Here is a 16527-nt window from a genome sequence, read left to right on the forward strand (position 1 = left end):
CGGCGCCGGCATCGCGAGGCCGCTGTTCCGCCATCCCTGCCGCTGAAAGTGCAACGGCCTCTGCGAAGGGTACTCCGCAGAGGCCGTTGTCGTTTTCGTGGCGGTGCCCTGCCGCGTTAGTTTCCGGCCGGGTACGCCGCCGGGGCGGCATGTGCCCTGTTCAGGAGGATCCCGACCTCGTCGAGTTCCTGCATCGGCACGTCGATGGTCTCGCCGGCAGGGATGTTGAGGCGGTATCCGACGTAGCGCCGGGCCACGATCGCGTCGAAGCCGAGGCGGTCGCGGAGTTTCTTGCGCAGCTTGCTGACGTGGCTCTCGATCACGCTCTCGTCGAAGGTCGACTCGAAGATGCCGTAGACCGCGTTGAAGATCTGCGTCTTGGTGATCCACTTGCCGTGGTTGCTGACCATATACTCGAGAATGCGCAGCTCGCGGCGGGGCAGGGTGAGAGCGTGGCCCGCGATCTCGGGGTCACGTCCGTTGAAGAAGACCTGGATCCTGGTCTCGCAGGGCCTCGGCAGCTCGCCCACCCGGCGGCGCGCGATTGCGGCCGTTCGGGCGAGGATCTCGCGCAGGTGAATCGGCACGTGGACGACGTCGTCGACGCCCGATTCGAACAGCTCAAGCGTGTTCTTGAGCATCTTCTGGCCGCTCATGGCGATGATGGGCGCCGAGGAGCGCTTGCGCATCGCCCGCGGCAGGCTTCCGCGGGCATCGCAGTCCCCGAGGAGAAAGGCGTCGACCGCCGCCAGATCCGGTTCGCTCGCAGATTGCAGCCAGTCCCAGAATTCTCCGGAGGAGAAGCCGATCGACGATACACCTTCGCGAACGAGCCCTCCAACGTAGCTGTTCGTGACGCTCTCGCGATCATCAACGATAATATACATTAGTCTTTCGCCCCTGTTTCGCACTTGTTGCTGCCGGATGGTTGTTGTGATGCCCGGCTCGGCAACCATGCTGTTTGACGATATTTCCATCCCGCGAACCGTTGTTATGGTTTCGATATTCGCGGGCAGCCCTACGCATTCAGTGCCTGCGTGTGCAGGCCTGCTACTTCGACTCGATACTGAACGCTTACTGCGTGAGGCTCGGCGGGTGTCTTACGGATCACCTCGCGGAGCGGATTGAGACAGACCTAGAACAGTTGCGCCAACTTGCCGATTGCGTCCGAACGCACCTGAACTGTGTCGATCTCCTCGCCAACTGGCGAGAATCACTTGAGTAGGACCGTAACAATTGCCGATTTCCGATCAAGCGCGCGCAGCAAAGCGGTTGCTATGCGTGTTTGATGCTGTTGATTCGTTTCTGGTTGTTTCTTTGTATGTTCGATCGCATCAGTTGATTTGGTAATCGAACTAGTTTTGCACCGTAGCGTTTCTAAAGTTCCGCATCCCCGCGTAATCACAGCTATTTTGCGCGGTGCTGCAGGTCATGCGCACAATGGGGTTTTCAACCCGGGATTGACTCTCCTGCTGGTGTTTCCCCATGCGACAATTCGACTCATGTATGGCGCGGCGACTCCAGCTTGGCGAAATCTTGGCGAGTGTGTGTCTTTCGAGTCGCACTCTCGCCACGTCCATGACGCTTTTGACTCATGCGACGTCGCATCGGGCGCGATGAAAAGTTTTCGCTGCGCACGTTTCAGGCAAGCTTCGGCAAATAACTTCACCGTTCGATAGATCGAACCGAACGGAGCATTTTCACATGTTGTCCGATGGACAAGCTCGTCCCAACGCGACCGCTGATGTTTCCGCGGCGGCGAAGCCGGCTCCGGATGCGCGCGATACAAACACGACACAGACGGCCAAGCCCGCTGCAAGCGCGAAGCGTGTGTCGGCTGCGGCGAACGACGAGACCCTGGCGAAAGAGGCGCTCGAGGGGCTGAAGCGTATTCGCGCCAAGGCGCGCCTCGACAAGATGGCGATACCGAAGCCTGCGCCGACCGTGATGAAGCCGGCCGTGATCGTGGCCAAGCCGCCGCCGCCGCGTCCGACATGGGTCGCGCCGCTCGCAACACTGGCGGTCGCTGCGATCCTGGTGGTCTGCGCCTGCACCGGCGTGATCGCCTATCTCACCACGCAGCCGGCCCAAAGCAACGTGGCCGCCAATACGGAGATCAGGAATCTGCGCGAGACTGTCGCGCTGCTGCGCAAGCAGGTGTCGGGCGTGTCCGAAAATCTCGACGGCCTGCGCACCGCGGTCGATCAGTCGAGCAAGGCGACCAACGATCGCTTCGGCAGGTTCGCCGAGAATCTGGACCGTATCGAGCGGGTGAGTTCGTCCTCGACGGTGAAGCTGGACAAGCTCGCCCAGGCTCAGGCGCAAGCGCCGGCGCCGGCGGCCGTCGCCTCGCAGCCGCCCTCGCAGACGATGCCGATGATGGCCTCGGTTGCCGCGCCCGAGATCACGGGTTCGGTTCCTCCGTCGGCGCCGCGCAAGGTGGTCAAGGGCTGGTCGGTCCGCCAGGCCTATGAGGGAATTGCGATCCTGCAAGGTCCGAACGGCGTCATCGAGGCCGTGCTTGGACAGCAGGTACCCGGGCTTGGCCGCATCGAAGAGATCAAGAACGAGAACGGCCGTCTGGTCGTGGAGTCCAGCGGCGGCGTCATCTACTCGTCACGCAAGGCGACGCCGTGATCGAGGGCCGCCTCCTATTGGCGATGATGCTCGAAGCTGGTGCATAGCAGATCGATCTCCGCCTCGGCGATCGGCGCGCGAAACAGGCGGCAGCTGAACTCGGCGGCGCCGGGCTTGCCGTCCGTGGCGGTGCGATCTTCGCGCAGGAAGATGCATCGCTTGCAGACGTCGGTATGGTGCCGCTGCTCGGCCGCGTCCGCCTGATCGAGCACGTGCCGGAGCGTGTCGCGAAAGCGGATCTTGGCCTCGTCGTCGAGGACGGCGATCGGCTCGAGGAGAACGCTGATGGGGTCGCGCACCAGGAACTTCTTGCCCTGCTGCGTCACGCTCAGCGTCACCGATCGCTTGTCCGTCGCGGAGCGCTTTCGCTCCAGATATCCGAGCCGCTCGAGTTCGCCGATGATGAAAGAGGCGGTGCCGCGCGTGGTGCCGACGTAGCTCGCGAGCGCCGAGGGCGTCCGCGAGAAACGGTTGGCGCGGGAGAGAAAGCGCAGGGCCATCCATTCGCGGTCGCGCAAGCCATGCTTGGTGCCTTCGAACCACAGGATGCGGGCCATCTGTCCCAACAATTCAATCGCTTCGCGAGCTAAAATCATTTCAGTTCCAGGTCGGACAAGCTTTATTCAATTGAGCCTTTGGTAGCGCAATCTGGGTGGACGAGAATGAAAGTTCTCGGGCGATTCTTCGTCCGTTGCCGGATGGAGGGACCGCGCTCGGGAAGTTGCATCCGTTGTGCAGATGGAACTTCCGGCCGTGGAACTAGAGCGTCACACAGAAAGTTCGAGTAAATCGCACGGCTCAACTCTTCTGAAAATTTCAATCAAATCACGAGAGCTTGCACGTGAATTGACGGTGATGTGCGACGCCTGAGCAACATGATGTGTCATTGTCGCCACTGCGAGGCCCATTTGTTGCGGCCTGGAGTTTCGAATACGCAAAAGGGCGCATCACCGGCAACGCCTGGCGATGTGGCTGGCCGGGAGAGAACCCTCTCTTTCGGTTAATGGATGTTGCGACGCAATGCAGCCGGACGGTTAAGTCTGGCAAACGAGCGAATCCAGGGAAGTCAAAGTGTCGTTGGGAATTGAGCAAGCGGCGCCGTTCAACGTCAAACGAGCAGCATTCGCAGCCACCATCGGCAACATGCTCGAATTCTACGACTTCATTACCTACAGCTTCTTCGCCATCCAGATCGGCCATACCTTCTTCCCGACCGGAAGCGAGTACGGCAGCCTGATGCTGTCGCTGGCGACGTTCGGGGCCGGCTTCGTGACGCGGCCGATCGGCGGGATCGTGCTCGGCATCTATTCCGACCGGATCGGCCGGCGGCCCGCCATGCTGCTGAGCTTTGCGTTGATGGGAGCTGCTATCCTGACCATCGCGCTCACGCCGTCCTATCGCATGATCGGCGTCGCCGCGCCCATCATCGTGATTGCGGCGCGCATGGTGCAGGGCTTCGCCCTCGGCGGCGAGGTCGGACCGACCACCGCCTATCTTCTCGAGATTGCCCCGCTCGAGCATCGGGCGCTGGTCGTGGCATGGCAGCCGGCGAGCCAGGAGATCGCGGCGACCGCCGGCGCGCTGGTCGGCGTCATCCTGAGCACGACCATGGCGCCGGAGATGCTGGACTCCTACGGCTGGCGGGTGGCGTTCCTGATCGGGGCCGTCTGCCTGCCGTTCGGGCTCTGGATGCGGCGGACACTGCCCGAGACGATTCCGCATGCCGATGCCGGTGTCGCAGCGAAAGAGCGCACAGGTCACCTCTCGCAGGCCCGGCGTCACCTCGGCATCATCGCGCTGGCGTTGATGATCCTGGCCAGCGGAACGATCTCGACCTATGTCACGCAATACATGACGACTTATGCGCAGAATACCCTGCACGTGTCGTCGACGCTGGCTTTCGCCGTGTCGCTCGTCAGCAACGGCATTCAGTTCGTCGGCGCACTGGTCGGCGGATGGCTCGCCGATCGTCTCGGCCGTAAGCCGATCATGATCTGGCCGCAGCTCGCAACCCTCCTGCTCACCTATCCGACCTTCCTGTGGATCGTCCATGCACCGGGCGCGCTGTCGCTCCTGATCGGCTTCGGTGTGCTATCGATCATCGGCTCGCTGCCGTTCACCGCGTTCTATGCGACCTTCACCGAAGCGCTGCCCCAGAACATCCGCGGAGGCGTGTTCGCGACCGTCTACGCGGTGGCGATCGCGAGCTTCGGAGGTACGGCGCAGCTCGTGGTCACCTGGCTCCTCCACGTCACCGGCAATCCGCTGGCACCGGCCTGGTACCTCCTGCTTGCGGCGATCGTCGGACTTGTCGCAATGAGCCTGATGCCCGAAACGGCGCCGGTGAAAAGACGTCAGGGCTTGGCCTGAACGCGAACATGCTCGCAGGCTGGTGATTTGCGTTTCGCCGGCAATTATCGGCGAATGCGCCGCCTGAGGAATCAGGGCCCAGCATCAGGAAGGATCGACCGATGAGCTTCGAAACCACCATGACATCCGACGTCGTCGGGCTGACGAAAGTCGCGCCGGTCTCGCGCCGCGGATTCATGAGCGCCACCGCGGCCGTCGCTGCCGGCTACACGCTTGCGGCCGGTCCGGTCCGTGCCGAAATCATCACGACAGATACCGGCGGCCTCCAGGCTGGCGACACCAGGATCAAGGTCGGCTCCGAAGAGATGCCTGCCTATTTCGCGCGCCCGGCCGGCAACACCAAGGCGCCGGTGATCATCGTGGCGATGGAGATTTTCGGCCTGCACGAATACATCAAGGATGTGACACGGCGCCTCGCCAAGCTCGGCGCCTTCGCGGTCGCGCCCGACTATTATTTCCGCAAGGGTGTCGATCTCACCAAGGTCACCGACATCAAGGATCTGCTGCCGGTCGTCAATGCCAAGCCGGACGCCGAGCTGCTGTCCGATCTCGATGCGACGGTGGCGTGGGCGGGATCGCAAGGCGGCGACACCACGAAGCTAGGCATCATCGGCTTCTGCCGGGGTGGCCGCAATGTCTGGGAATACGCTGCCCACAGTGGCACCCTCAAGGCCGGTGTCGCGTTCTACGGTGCGCCGGTCGATCCCGCCAATCCGGTGTGGCCGAAGAGTCCGATTCAGCTCGCCCCCGAGATGAAGGCGCCGGTGCTCGGCCTCTATGGCGGCGCCGATACCGGCATTCCCGTGGCCCAGGTCGAGCAGTTCAAGGCGACGCTTGAGCAGGACAAGAAGATCGCCGAATTCAAGATCTATCCGCAGGCGCCGCACGGCTTCCATGCCGACTATCGCGGCAGCTATCGCAAGGATGCGGCGGAAGACGCCTGGAAGCAGGCCCAGGCCTGGTTCAAGAGGTACGGCGTGTTGAGCTGACGCCAGATTCGCAAAGGGCGGCCTGAGCGGCCGCCCTTTCTATTCCAGCGCGCCGGTCTTACTTCACCATCGCGCCATAGACGATGTCCTGCACCTGCTCGCGATAGTATTTCCTGAGCTCGCCCGGCGCCGCCGTTCCCACCACCACGACGAGACGCTCCTTGGGATCGCAGAAGAACTGCGTCCCGTAGGCGCCGTTCCAGGTGAACTCGCCGGGATTGCCGGGAACCGACGACAGCCCTTCGCTGGTCCGGACCGCGACCGCGAGACCAAAGCCGAAGCCGGCGCGATGCGGCTCGATGTTCGCCACATTGTTCTTGATCTCGGGACCGAGGTGGTTGTTCGTCATGTGATGCACGGTCTTCGGGGAAAGAATGCGCTGGCCGTCGAGCTCGCCGCCGTTCAGGAGCATCTGGCCGAAGCGGATGTAATCGCCCATCGTCGCGAACGAGCAGGCGCCGCCGCAGTCGAACTTGGTCGGAGTGTCCAGCAGCTTGATGGCCTGCGGCTTGCCGGTCAGCGGATCATTGGCAAACGGGCGGGCGAGGCGAGGGCGCTGTGCGTCGGTCGGGTGGAAGGTCGCGTCCTTCATGCCGAGCGGCTGCCACACATTGGCGGCGAGATAGTCGCCGAGCCTCTGCTCGCTGACCTTCTCGACGACGGCGCCGAGCACGTCGATCGAAAAACCGTATTCGAACTCGGTCGAGGGCTGATGCGCCAGCGGCAGTTTTGTGATGCGGTCGATGAAGGCCTCAGTGTCGCCTTCCACCGCCGGGGCGACGCCATCGGGGTATTGCCGCGCCACCGGGCTTGATGAGTCGGGGCGGCCGCCATACATCAATCCGGACGTATGCCGGTAGAGATCGTGGATGAAGATCGGGGAGGCCTGCGGTTCGAGCTTGAGCGAGCCATTGGCCTCGGTCGCGCCGACCTTCATGTCGGCAAAGCCTGGATAGTAGTCGGACAGCTTCGCCTGGAGCGGCAACTGGCCTTTCTCCATCAGCGTCAGGCCGGCGACCGCCGCCATCGGCTTGGTCATCGAGGCCAGCGCGAAGATCGCGTCGACCGGCATCGGCGTGCCCTTGTCCGGATCGAGCATGCCGTAAGCCTTGTAGTGCACGAGCTTGCCGTCCCGCGCCACCGCGACGACGGCGCCGGGGACGCGCTTGGCGGCGATCTCGCGCGCGAAAAAGCTGTCGAGCCGCGCGAGACCCTGCTTCGAGAAACCGGCGTCATCAGGGCTGGCTTCGGGCAGTGGTGCGGCGCGCGCCGCACCGAACGTGATGACGGCAGCCGCCGTCGCGATCATGGCGATCGTCTTGTTCATTGCATCCTCCCAAGGCGAGCTCGTTCTGTGGTGGCTCGCCGAGCGGCTAGATCACGGCTGCGCCTGAGCGAAGTCAAGCGCGGGCGGGGCATGTCTGGGACGCGTCGGAGATAACCGGAACCTATCGCCCTTGCCCGGTGCGCCACAATGCATCCAGGCCATGCCGATAGGTCGGATGAGCAAGCGTGACACCGAGCTCGTGCTTCAGTTTCGCGTTGGAGACCCGGGCACTGCTGGCATAGAAGCTGCGGGCCATCGCCGACATCTCGGCGGTTTCAAACGGCTCTTCGGGCGGCGGCGCAAGGCCCATCAGCTTCGCCGCATAAGCGATCACCTCCTGCGGCGGCGCCGGCTCGTCGTCGCAGACGTTCCATGTGCCGCCGTCACTGTGCTTCACCGCGGCCATGATCGCGGTCGCGATGTCGTCGGCGTGGATGCGGTTGAAGACCTGTCCCGGCTTGATGATGCGCCGGGCCGTCCCCGCCCGCAGCGTCACCAGCGCGTTGCGGCCGGGACCGTAGATGCCCGCAAGCCGCAGGATCGCGACGTCGCCGCGCGCCGTGGCGGTCCAGGCTTGCTCCGCCGCAACGCGCGTGCGCGTGCGGTCGAGGGTGGCCTGCGGCGGCGTGCTCTCGTCAACCCAGCGGCCTGCGTGATCGCCATAGACGCCGATGGTGGAGAGATAGACGATCTTCCGCCGCCGGCTCGCGAGCGCGTCGCCAAGGGCCGTAACTGCGGGGTCGCCCGCGCTGCCGGGCGGGATCGATATGAGAAGGACATCGGCGTCGCGGACTCGCTCGACCACCTCGCGGGCCGGACTGCTGCCGGAAAAGGTGTGCACCTCGATATCGGCAAGGTCGTTTCGCTTGCCGGGATCGCGCACGGTGCCGGCGATATGCGAGAAGGCGCCGCCGAATTGGCCGACGAAATGCCGGGCACTGTAGCCGAGGCCGAGGATGAAGAGCCGCATGCGCCTGCCGTGCTGGAGTTCCCGCTCGCGCGAACTGCGCGCCGTTCGCTCATAAGGGATTTTTGGGTCCGGCAAAAGATATTGCAATTTTACTCGGCCGCCAGGGCACGCGATGCTCGCTTGTCAGGAGGGAGGTGTCGGTCATGCAGGCAGAAGCGCCGGCCGCAGTGCCATGCGGTGCCGCGGAGTTGATCGGGCGCGCCGCCGCGCTGATCTTCGATGTCGACGGCACGCTGGCCGAAACCGAGGAGCTGCATCGGCGGGCCTTCAACCATGCCTTCGTCCGTCACGGCCTCGACTGGCAGTGGGACCGGGCCGTCTACAAGGAGCTGCTGCGTGTCACCGGCGGCAAGGAGCGCATGCGCGCCTTTCACGCGAGGCTGCAGGTCGCGCCGCCATTGCCGGATGCCGATATCGCAGCCCTTCACCGCATCAAGACCGCGCATTACGCCGAGCTGATCGAAACCGGCTGCTGCCCCTTGAGGCCCGGTGTGGCGGACCTGCTCACCGCCGCGAGGGCCCGTGGCCAACGGCTCGCGATCGCGACCACCACCTCGCACGGCAATATCGATGCGCTGCTGTCGCAAGCGTTGGGAACGCGCTGGGCGGCAGATTTTGATGCGGTCGTCGCAGGCGACGATGTCCGCCACAAGAAGCCGGCCCCCGATGTCTATCTGGAAACCCTGGCGCGGCTGAAGCTGGGCGCAGCCGACTGCGTCGCGATCGAGGATTCCCGCAACGGCCTGATCGCGGCCTCGCGGGCGAACATTCCGGTGCTCATCACCAGGAGCATGTTCTTTCGGGACGATGATTTCAGTGCGGCGCAGGTCGTGCTGGACGATTTGTCGGAACTTGGGGGCTCAAGACAAAAAACTGAAAAACAACCCCATGCACAGTAGAAAGCGCCGGCCGGCCCGCCGCGGTCAGTGGACGCGGTGGCTCGTTCTATCGTCTTCAGCCTGCTCGACAATCTGCGCGATCGGGCTCGACTGGTGGTGCACCAGCCGCCAGCCGTCGCCGACACGCCGAAAATGGTTGGCCGCGGCCAAAGCGGTGCCGTCGACGATCTCGATGCAGAGCACGCGCGCGCTGTCGCCGTCGACGATCGCCTGCGGTTCGGCGCAGACGATCTGCGGCCGCTCCGGATTTTGCAGGATGTCGCGCCAGCTGCCGATCACCGTCGCCCGGCCGATGATGGCCGGCCAGCCGGGATGGATGCAGGAAATGGCGTCGTCATCCGCCCACATCCGCTCCATTTCGTCGAAGTCGCCCGTTGAAAAGGCGGCGTAGAAGGCCGCGTTCGCGGCGATGACCTTATTGTCCTTTGCCATGCCTCTCGGGTGGGGCAATGGCAGGCAAAAATCAAGCGCGACTTCCGTCCGACTTTGCGTTCGATTTGGACCGCAGTGCAGCATTGCCTGCTTTGTGGTCACGCCGAGACAGATGTCTCCACCGCTCGCCGCGCACCATCCTTATAAAGACGGCCGAGCGCCGTGGTCACGGCCTCGCGCAGGCGCGGCTCGGTGCCCAGCGGTCCGAACACTTTCTCGACCCCGAGCAATGCGGGCGCGAGCCGTTCGGCGACGGGACCCGCCTCGCGCGCCAGCGCGGCGAACTCGGCGGCGAGCGGATCGCGAACGTCGATGGCGCGGCCCTGCTCGTCGCGTGCGGTGACGTAACGCATCCAGCCGGCCACAGCGAGCGCATGCGTCGCGATCGGCAGGTCTTTGCGCAGGCGATCCTGCATCGCGCCGAGCAGGCGCTGCGGAAGCTTCTGCGAGCCGTCCATCGCGATCTGCCAGGTACGGTGATGCAGCGCCGGGTTGGCGAAGCGCTTGAGCAGCGAGGCGCGATAGGCGGCGAGATCGGTGCCAACAGGCATCGTCAGCGTCACCGCGGCCTCTTCCATCACCTGCGCGGCGAGACGGGCGAAATGCGGATCCAGCATGGTGTCGGCGATGGTCTCGTAGCCCGCGAGATAGCCGAGATAGGCCAGCGCCGAATGGCTGGCGTTGAGCAGTCGCAGCTTCATCAGCTCGAACGGCTTGACGTCGGTGACGAGCTCGACACCGGCGGCGGCCAAATCGGGCCGCCCCGCCGTGAAGCGGTCCTCGACCACCCATTGCGTGAACGGCTCGGTCATCACAGGCCAGGCGTCGCGCATGCCGAGCGCGTTCGAGATCGCATCCCGGTCGGCGTCCGTCGTCTCCGGCACGATGCGGTCGACCATGGTCGACGGGAAGGCAGTACTATCGGCGATCCATTTGCCGAGGTCCTTCGAGCGGAGCGCGGCGAACTGCGTCACGATCCGCTGCACGGTGTGGCCGTTGGCGGCGAGATTGTCGCAGCAGAGTACGGTGAAGGGCGCCAGCCCCTGTGCACGCCGGCGCGCCAGTGCGGCCACGATGAAGCCGGGCGCCGAGCGCGGCGCGTCAAAATTGTTGAGATCGTGCACGACATCCGGATGCCGCTCGTCGAGATCGCCGGTCTGCGGCGTGTGGCAATAGCCCTTTTCGGTGACCGTCAGCGAGACGATGCGAATGGCGGGATCGGCCATCCGATCGACCAGTGCTGCCGGCTTCTCGCGCGCGACGACGCTGTCGAGCAGCGCGCCGATGACGCGGTGCTCGGTGCCTTCGGCGGCACGTACGGCGACAGTGTAGAGATGATCCTGCGGGGCGAGGGCGTCGCGCGTATCCGGGCTGCGCAGGCTCGCGCCGACGATACCCCAGGAGGAGTTGCCTGCGGCCAGGCAGTCGTCGATGACGACGGCCTGGTGCGCGCGATGAAATGCGCCCAGGCCCAGATGCACGATGCCGGGCGTAACGCGCGAGCGGTCATAGGCCGGCCGGCGGATGGCGGGCGCCAGCCGGTCGAGATTGGCGCGGCCAAGACGCGTTGAACTATGGCGCATGGTCGTCTCTCCCTGTGTTTGGCCGCTGCTTGACATGGCGCCTGTCCTCGGTCAATGCTTCGGTCAATTGGTAAGACCAATTTTCCAAAATTGGCGGGCCGCCGGGACGCGATGCTTCCCAGCGAGACCCTTTCGGGGAGGCCAGCGTGCCGCTGGAAGCTGTGGAGGCGAGACGGCTTTACCGCCAGGTCGCCGATCAATTGCGAAGCCTGATCGACAGCGGCGAGTACGCGGTCGGCAGCCGCTTGCCGACCGAACGGGAACTCGCCGAGCAGCTCAAGATCTCGCGGCCGACGGTGCGCGAAGCCCTGATCGCGCTCGAGGTCGAGGGCCGCGTCCGCATTCGCGTCGGCTCCGGCATCTATGTGACCGAGCCAGCGGACGCCGCGCCTGCGCTTCCGGCCGCCGGCATCGAAGGCCCGTTCGAGCTCTTGCGCGCCCGCGAATTCCTCGAAAGCGCGCTCGCCGAGCAGGCCGCGCGCGTGGCGACCAAGGACGATATCGCCCGCATCAATGCGTCGCTTGTCGCCATGGAGAATGTCGAGCATCCCGGCGAGGCCTCGATGGTGCACGACCGTGCCTTCCACGTCGCGATCGCCGGCAGTCTCGGCAATGCCGTGCTGGTGCGCGTGGTCGGCGAGCTGTTCGACCAGCGCCTCAATCCCTATTTCGCGCAGCTTGCGCATTACTTCGAGAGCCCAGGCACCTGGCGCACCGCGCTCGACGAGCATTGCGCCGTGCGTGACGCGATTGCGGCGCATGATCCGGACGCCGCGCGCGAGGCCATGCGCAAGCATCTGGCGCGCTCGCAGGAGCGCTTTGCGCAGAACTTTGGTGCCGAGACCGCCGCGGGATCGCCCGCGGAGCGAGGCCGGGTCGCGCGCGCGCCGGCGAAACCGGCAAAACCAAAACGCGCGAAGACGCAGGCCAAAAGCGGCAACGCGCGGCGACGATGAGATTGGGCGGCTCGTCCCGGTTTTGGGGCGGGTGAACAAGAAGCAGACTTTAGTCAGTGGAGGATAAGTCAGTGTTGAAGAAGATGACGATGGTGCTGGCGACTTCGGTCGCGGCGATGTTCGCGGCGACCAATCCCGGCATGGCGCAGACCAAGCTCAAATGGGCCCATGTCTACGAGACCTCGGAGCCGTTCCACACCGCCTCGGTCTGGGCCGCGCAGGAGATCGGCAAGCGCACCAACGGGCGCTATACCGTGGACGTTTATCCGGCGTCGCAGCTCGGCAAGGAAGCCGACATCAACCAGGGCCTCTCGCTCGGCTCGGTCGACATCATCATCTCCGGCTCGAGCTTCGCGGCCAAGAGCTTCCCGCCGATCGGCGTGACCTACTATCCCTACACCTTCCGCGACGCCGACCATCTCCTTGCCTACACCAAGAGCGACATCTTCAAGGAGCTCGCCAAGGGCTATGAGGACAAGAGCGGCCACCACATCGTCGCGGTGACCTATTACGGCGTGCGCCAGACCTCGTCGAACAAGCCGATCAAGACTTGCGCCGACCTCAAGGGCCTCAAGATGCGCGTGCCCGACGTTCCGGCCTATCTGGCGATGCCGCGCGCCTGCGGCGCCAACACCGCGCCGATCGCGTTCGCCGAAGTCTATCTCGCGCTTCAGAACGGCACCGTCGAGGCGCAGGAGAACCCGCTGACCACGATCGAGGCCAAGAAGTTCTACGAAGTGCAGAAGCACATCGTGCTGACCGGCCACATCGTCGACCACCTCAACACGGTGGTGGCGGGCGCGCTCTGGAAGAAGCTCAGCGACGAGGACAAGAAGATCTTCACCGACGTCGCGCAGGAGGCCGCTGCGAAGGCGACCGCGGAGATCAAGCAGAACGAGGCCAAGCTGGTTTCCTTCTTCAAGGAGAAGGGACTGACCGTGACCGAGGTCGACAAGAACGAGTTCCGCGACATCGTGCTGAAGAACGTTGCGTTCGAGACCTTCGGTTATCGCAAGGCCGACTGGGAACGCATTCAGGCGGTGAAATAACTGAGACCCTCATGGTGAGGAGCGCGAAGCGCGCTCCGGACGATGCTTCGCATCGCCGGGCGAACCATGAAGGCCCGGATGTTGCTCAGGCGTCGCCCGAGGCCATCCTTCGAGACGCTTGCTTCGCAAGCTCCTCAGGATGAGGAGTGGAGTTCGTAGAACTAAGTCGTCGTTCCGGGTTCGGCTCTTCGAGTCACCCCGGAATGACGATTAAGAGGTTGAGGAGTAACCCCATGTCCACCGTCGAAGTGCACCGGCAGATCACCGGGGACGAGATCGCCCACACCTTCGAGGAAGAGGCGGTGCCGAAGGTCGATCTCGGCGTCTACGCTTTCGAGGACTGGGTGGCGCTGGTGATCTTCTGGGTGATGGCGCTTGCCGTCTTCCTCCAGTTCTTCACCCGCTACGTCCTCAACGACAGCTATGCCTGGACCGAGGAGATCGCGACCTACTGCCTGATCGGCGTGGTCTTCATCGGCTCCTCGATGTGCGTACGGCTTTCACGCCACATCCAGGTCGACCTGATCTACCGCTATCTGCCGCACATCGTAGCGCGCGCGCTGTCGACGGCGATCGACCTGATCCGGATCGCGTTCTTCGGCTACGCCATCAAGCTGGTCTGGGTCTATATCCAGATCATCGGCGATGAATCGATGACCACGATCAACCTGCCCAAGGACTACGTCTATTACGCCGTGCTGGCCGGCTTCGTGCTGATGTTCGTGCGCTCGGTGCAGTTGGCCATCCAACATTTGCGACAGGGTTATTCGATCCTCGAACGTCCCGGCGCCTACGACGGTTTTGAAGGGTAATCCCATGTTGCTGTTGCTTGGAGGCTTTCTCATCCTGATGCTGCTCGGCGTTCCCGTGGCGATCGCCATGGCCGCGTCGTCGCTGCTCTACATCCTGGTCAGCGGCGTGACGCCCGATGTCACGCTGGCGCAGCGCATGATCGCCGGCGTCGAGAGCTTTCCGCTGCTCGCGGTGCCGTTCTTCATCCTGGCCGGCAATCTCATGAACATCGCCGGTGTGACCGGCCGCATCTACAAATTTGCGGTCGCGCTGGTCGGCTGGATGCGCGGCGGCCTCGGTCACGTCAACATCATCGGCTCGGTGATCTTCTCCGGCATGTCGGGCACGGCGATCGCGGACGCCGCCGGTCTCGGCACCATCGAGATCAAGGCGATGAAGGACCACGGCTATTCCACCGAGTTCTCCGTCGGCGTCACCGCGGCCTCAGCCACGCTCGGGCCGATCATCCCGCCGTCGCTGCCCTTCGTGATCTACGGCATGATGGCGAACGTCTCGATCGGTGCGCTGTTCCTTGGCGGCGTCATTCCCGGCATCGTCATGACGCTGCTGATGATGGCCACCGTCACCTATTTCGCGCACAAGAACAAATGGGGCAGCGATACGCCGTTCTCCTGGCCGCAGCTCGGCTCGGCCGGCATCGAGATCGCCATCGTGCTGGCTTTCCCGCTCGCGATCTGGCTGATGGTGCTGGCCGGCATGTCCACCAACATGGCCGTTGTCATCGGCCTCGGCACGCTGCTCGCGATCGACTGGTACTTCGACTTCTCGGCGGTAATGGCGCTGATGGCGCCGGTCATCCTGATCGGCGGCATGACGCTCGGCTGGTTCACGCCGACGGAGGCCGCGGTCGCCGCCGTGATCTGGTCGCTGTTCCTCGGTCTCGTCCGCTACCGTACCATGACCTTGAAGACGGTGGCGAAGGCGACCTTCGACACAATCGAGACCACGGCCTCGGTGCTGTTCATCGTCACGGCAGCCTCGATCTTCGCCTGGTTGCTGACGGTGTCGCAGGCAGCCCAAATGCTTTCGGACTGGATGCTCAGCATCACCCACAACAAATGGGTGTTTTTGGCGCTCGCCAACGTCCTGATCCTGTTCGTCGGCTGCTTCATCGACACCACGGCGGCGATCACCATCCTGGTGCCGATCCTGCTGCCGATCGTGCTCAAGCTCGGCATCGATCCGATCCATTTCGGGCTGATCATGACGCTGAACCTGATGATCGGCCTGTTGCATCCACCGCTCGGCATGGTGCTGTTCGTGCTCGCCCGCGTGGCCAAGCTCTCGGTCGAGCGCACGACGGTCGCGATCCTGCCCTGGCTGGTGCCGCTGATGGTCGCGCTGATCGCGATCACCTACATTCCCGAACTGACCCTCTGGCTGCCTAAATACATGGGACTCTCCAAATGACCTCCACCGCTCTCGCCGCAACCCTGTTCGGCCCCGAAGATCTGCGCATGATCGAGCATCCGCTCGACAAGCTCGCTGATGGCATGATGCGCATCCGCTTCGGCGCCGGCGGCATCTGCGGCTCCGACATGCATTATTTCCGTCATGCCCGGACCGGCGATTTCGTCGTGAAGTCGCCGCTCGTGCTCGGTCACGAGATCTCGGGCGAAGTCGTGGAGATCGCAGGTTCCGCAGCGAACCTGAAGGTCGGCGACCGTGTCGCCGTCAATCCGTCGCGCTGGTGCGGCCATTGCGTCGCCTGCCGCGAGGGCCGGCCGAACCTCTGCGAGAACATCTACTTCATGGGCTCGGCGTCGAAGACGCCGCACATGCAGGGCGGCTTCGCCAACTATTTCGACGCGATCCCGGCGCAGTGCGTCAAGATCCCCGACCACGTATCTTATCAGGCCGCGGCGCTGGCCGAGCCGCTCGCGGTCTGCCTGCACGCGGTCGCGCGCGCCGGCAACATCGAGGGCAAGCGCGGCATCATCTTCGGTGCCGGCCCGATCGGGCTTTTGACCATGCTCGCCGCACATCGCGCCGGCATGGCCGACATCACGGTGGCCGACATCGCGCCGGCGCCGCTCGCCTTTGCGACCCGGCTCGGCGCTTCGCATGTCGAGAACGTCTCGGCCGGCGAGGAAGGACTGAAGGCACAGGCCGCATCGCGTCCCTATGATGTGGCGTTCGAGGTCTCGGGCACCGCCGCGGGCCTTGCCAGCGCGATCGGCATAGTCAGGCGCGGCGGCATTGTGGTGCAGATCGGCAATCTGCCGGGCGGCCAGATTCCGACGCCGTCGAATGCGGTGATGGCCAAGGAGATCGACCTGCGCGGCTCGTTCCGCTTCGGCTTCGAGTTCATGACCGCGGTGGAACTGATCGGCGCAGGCAGCGTCGACGTGCTGTCGCTGGTCACCGCCGAGCGGCCGCTGTCGACCGCGCCGGACGCGCTGCGGCTGGCACTGGACCGCTCGCAGAGCGTCAAGGTCGTGCTGACCGCGAACTGATTCTTTGTTTTGACGCGTTTTCTTCACGCGAACCGGTATCCACTTC

Annotated in this window: 15 protein-coding genes; 9 read left to right on the forward strand and 6 right to left on the reverse strand. The window is 64.2% G+C overall.

The features are described from left to right. Window positions 1-116 precede the first annotated feature (116 nt). On the reverse strand, window positions 117-887 hold the full coding sequence (locus AC0L3X_RS07480; RefSeq protein WP_028147148.1) for a response regulator transcription factor: 771 nt from the start codon (window positions 885-887) through the stop codon (window positions 117-119). Between the two features lie 817 nt (window positions 888-1704). On the opposite strand from AC0L3X_RS07480, the gene AC0L3X_RS07485 reads away from it, so the two are divergent. Next, the gene (locus AC0L3X_RS07485; protein WP_063981321.1) at window positions 1705-2637 is read left to right on the forward strand and encodes a hypothetical protein; all 933 of its coding nucleotides are present in this window, start codon (window positions 1705-1707) and stop codon (window positions 2635-2637) included. A 14-nt stretch (window positions 2638-2651) separates the two neighbouring features. Here the strand turns inward: AC0L3X_RS07485 and AC0L3X_RS07490 are convergent, their stop codons facing one another. Next, window positions 2652-3233, reverse strand: coding sequence for a MarR family winged helix-turn-helix transcriptional regulator (locus AC0L3X_RS07490; RefSeq protein ID WP_028147146.1), 582 nt, complete (start codon window positions 3231-3233; stop codon window positions 2652-2654). A 547-nt stretch (window positions 3234-3780) separates the two neighbouring features. On the opposite strand from AC0L3X_RS07490, the gene AC0L3X_RS07495 reads away from it, so the two are divergent. Continuing rightward, window positions 3781-5007, forward strand: coding sequence for an MFS transporter (locus AC0L3X_RS07495; protein ID WP_245328637.1), 1227 nt, complete (start codon window positions 3781-3783; stop codon window positions 5005-5007). Window positions 5008-5108: 101 nt separating this feature from the next. Continuing rightward, window positions 5109-5996 (forward strand): dienelactone hydrolase family protein, encoded by an 888-nt coding sequence (locus AC0L3X_RS07500; RefSeq protein ID WP_063981323.1) that lies wholly within the window; start codon window positions 5109-5111, stop codon window positions 5994-5996. 58 nt (window positions 5997-6054) lie between these two features. Here AC0L3X_RS07500 and AC0L3X_RS07505 read toward each other — a convergent pair whose 3' ends face one another. Beyond that, window positions 6055-7323 carry a serine hydrolase domain-containing protein gene (locus AC0L3X_RS07505; RefSeq protein ID WP_354131764.1) on the reverse strand — a complete coding sequence of 423 codons (1269 nt, stop codon included), beginning with the start codon at window positions 7321-7323 and terminating at the stop codon, window positions 6055-6057. A gap of 121 nt (window positions 7324-7444) precedes the next feature. Beyond that, window positions 7445-8293, reverse strand: a complete 849-nt coding sequence (locus AC0L3X_RS07510; RefSeq protein ID WP_063981325.1) for an SDR family oxidoreductase — start codon at window positions 8291-8293, stop codon at window positions 7445-7447. Window positions 8294-8436: 143 nt separating this feature from the next. On the opposite strand from AC0L3X_RS07510, the gene AC0L3X_RS07515 reads away from it, so the two are divergent. Then, window positions 8437-9192 carry an HAD family hydrolase gene (locus tag AC0L3X_RS07515; protein WP_063981326.1) on the forward strand — a complete coding sequence of 252 codons (756 nt, stop codon included), beginning with the start codon at window positions 8437-8439 and terminating at the stop codon, window positions 9190-9192. Window positions 9193-9216: 24 nt separating this feature from the next. On the opposite strand, the gene AC0L3X_RS07520 is transcribed toward AC0L3X_RS07515, so the two are convergent. Both AC0L3X_RS07520 and AC0L3X_RS07525 read right to left on the reverse strand, forming a co-directional pair. Next, window positions 9217-9624 (reverse strand): nuclear transport factor 2 family protein, encoded by a 408-nt coding sequence (locus AC0L3X_RS07520; RefSeq protein ID WP_014492699.1) that lies wholly within the window; start codon window positions 9622-9624, stop codon window positions 9217-9219. A 98-nt stretch (window positions 9625-9722) separates the two neighbouring features. Beyond that, window positions 9723-11207, reverse strand: coding sequence for a mannitol dehydrogenase family protein (locus tag AC0L3X_RS07525; RefSeq protein ID WP_063981327.1), 1485 nt, complete (start codon window positions 11205-11207; stop codon window positions 9723-9725). A gap of 146 nt (window positions 11208-11353) precedes the next feature. Here AC0L3X_RS07525 and AC0L3X_RS07530 point away from each other — a divergent pair, with 146 nt between their 5' ends. The 5 genes from AC0L3X_RS07530 to AC0L3X_RS07550 all read left to right on the forward strand — a co-directional run bounded on the left by AC0L3X_RS07530 (window position 11354) and on the right by AC0L3X_RS07550 (window position 16481). Then, on the forward strand, window positions 11354-12163 hold the full coding sequence (locus AC0L3X_RS07530) for a FadR/GntR family transcriptional regulator (protein WP_354131763.1): 810 nt from the start codon (window positions 11354-11356) through the stop codon (window positions 12161-12163). 89 nt (window positions 12164-12252) lie between these two features. Continuing rightward, complete coding sequence (locus tag AC0L3X_RS07535) at window positions 12253-13212, forward strand: sialic acid TRAP transporter substrate-binding protein SiaP (protein ID WP_071917185.1); 960 nt, start codon at window positions 12253-12255, stop codon at window positions 13210-13212. Window positions 13213-13445: 233 nt separating this feature from the next. After that, complete coding sequence (locus tag AC0L3X_RS07540; protein WP_473316341.1) at window positions 13446-14024, forward strand: TRAP transporter small permease; 579 nt, start codon at window positions 13446-13448, stop codon at window positions 14022-14024. 4 nt (window positions 14025-14028) lie between these two features. Continuing rightward, a complete protein-coding gene (locus tag AC0L3X_RS07545; RefSeq protein WP_063981330.1) occupies window positions 14029-15435 on the forward strand; it encodes a TRAP transporter large permease in 1407 nt (468 codons plus the stop codon). Further along, the gene (locus AC0L3X_RS07550) at window positions 15432-16481 is read left to right on the forward strand and encodes an L-idonate 5-dehydrogenase (protein ID WP_354131762.1); all 1050 of its coding nucleotides are present in this window, start codon (window positions 15432-15434) and stop codon (window positions 16479-16481) included. Before AC0L3X_RS07545 ends, AC0L3X_RS07550 begins: the two co-directional genes overlap by 4 nt. Window positions 16482-16527 lie beyond the last annotated feature (46 nt).

Source organism: Bradyrhizobium sp. MI1.7, assembly GCF_055811795.1.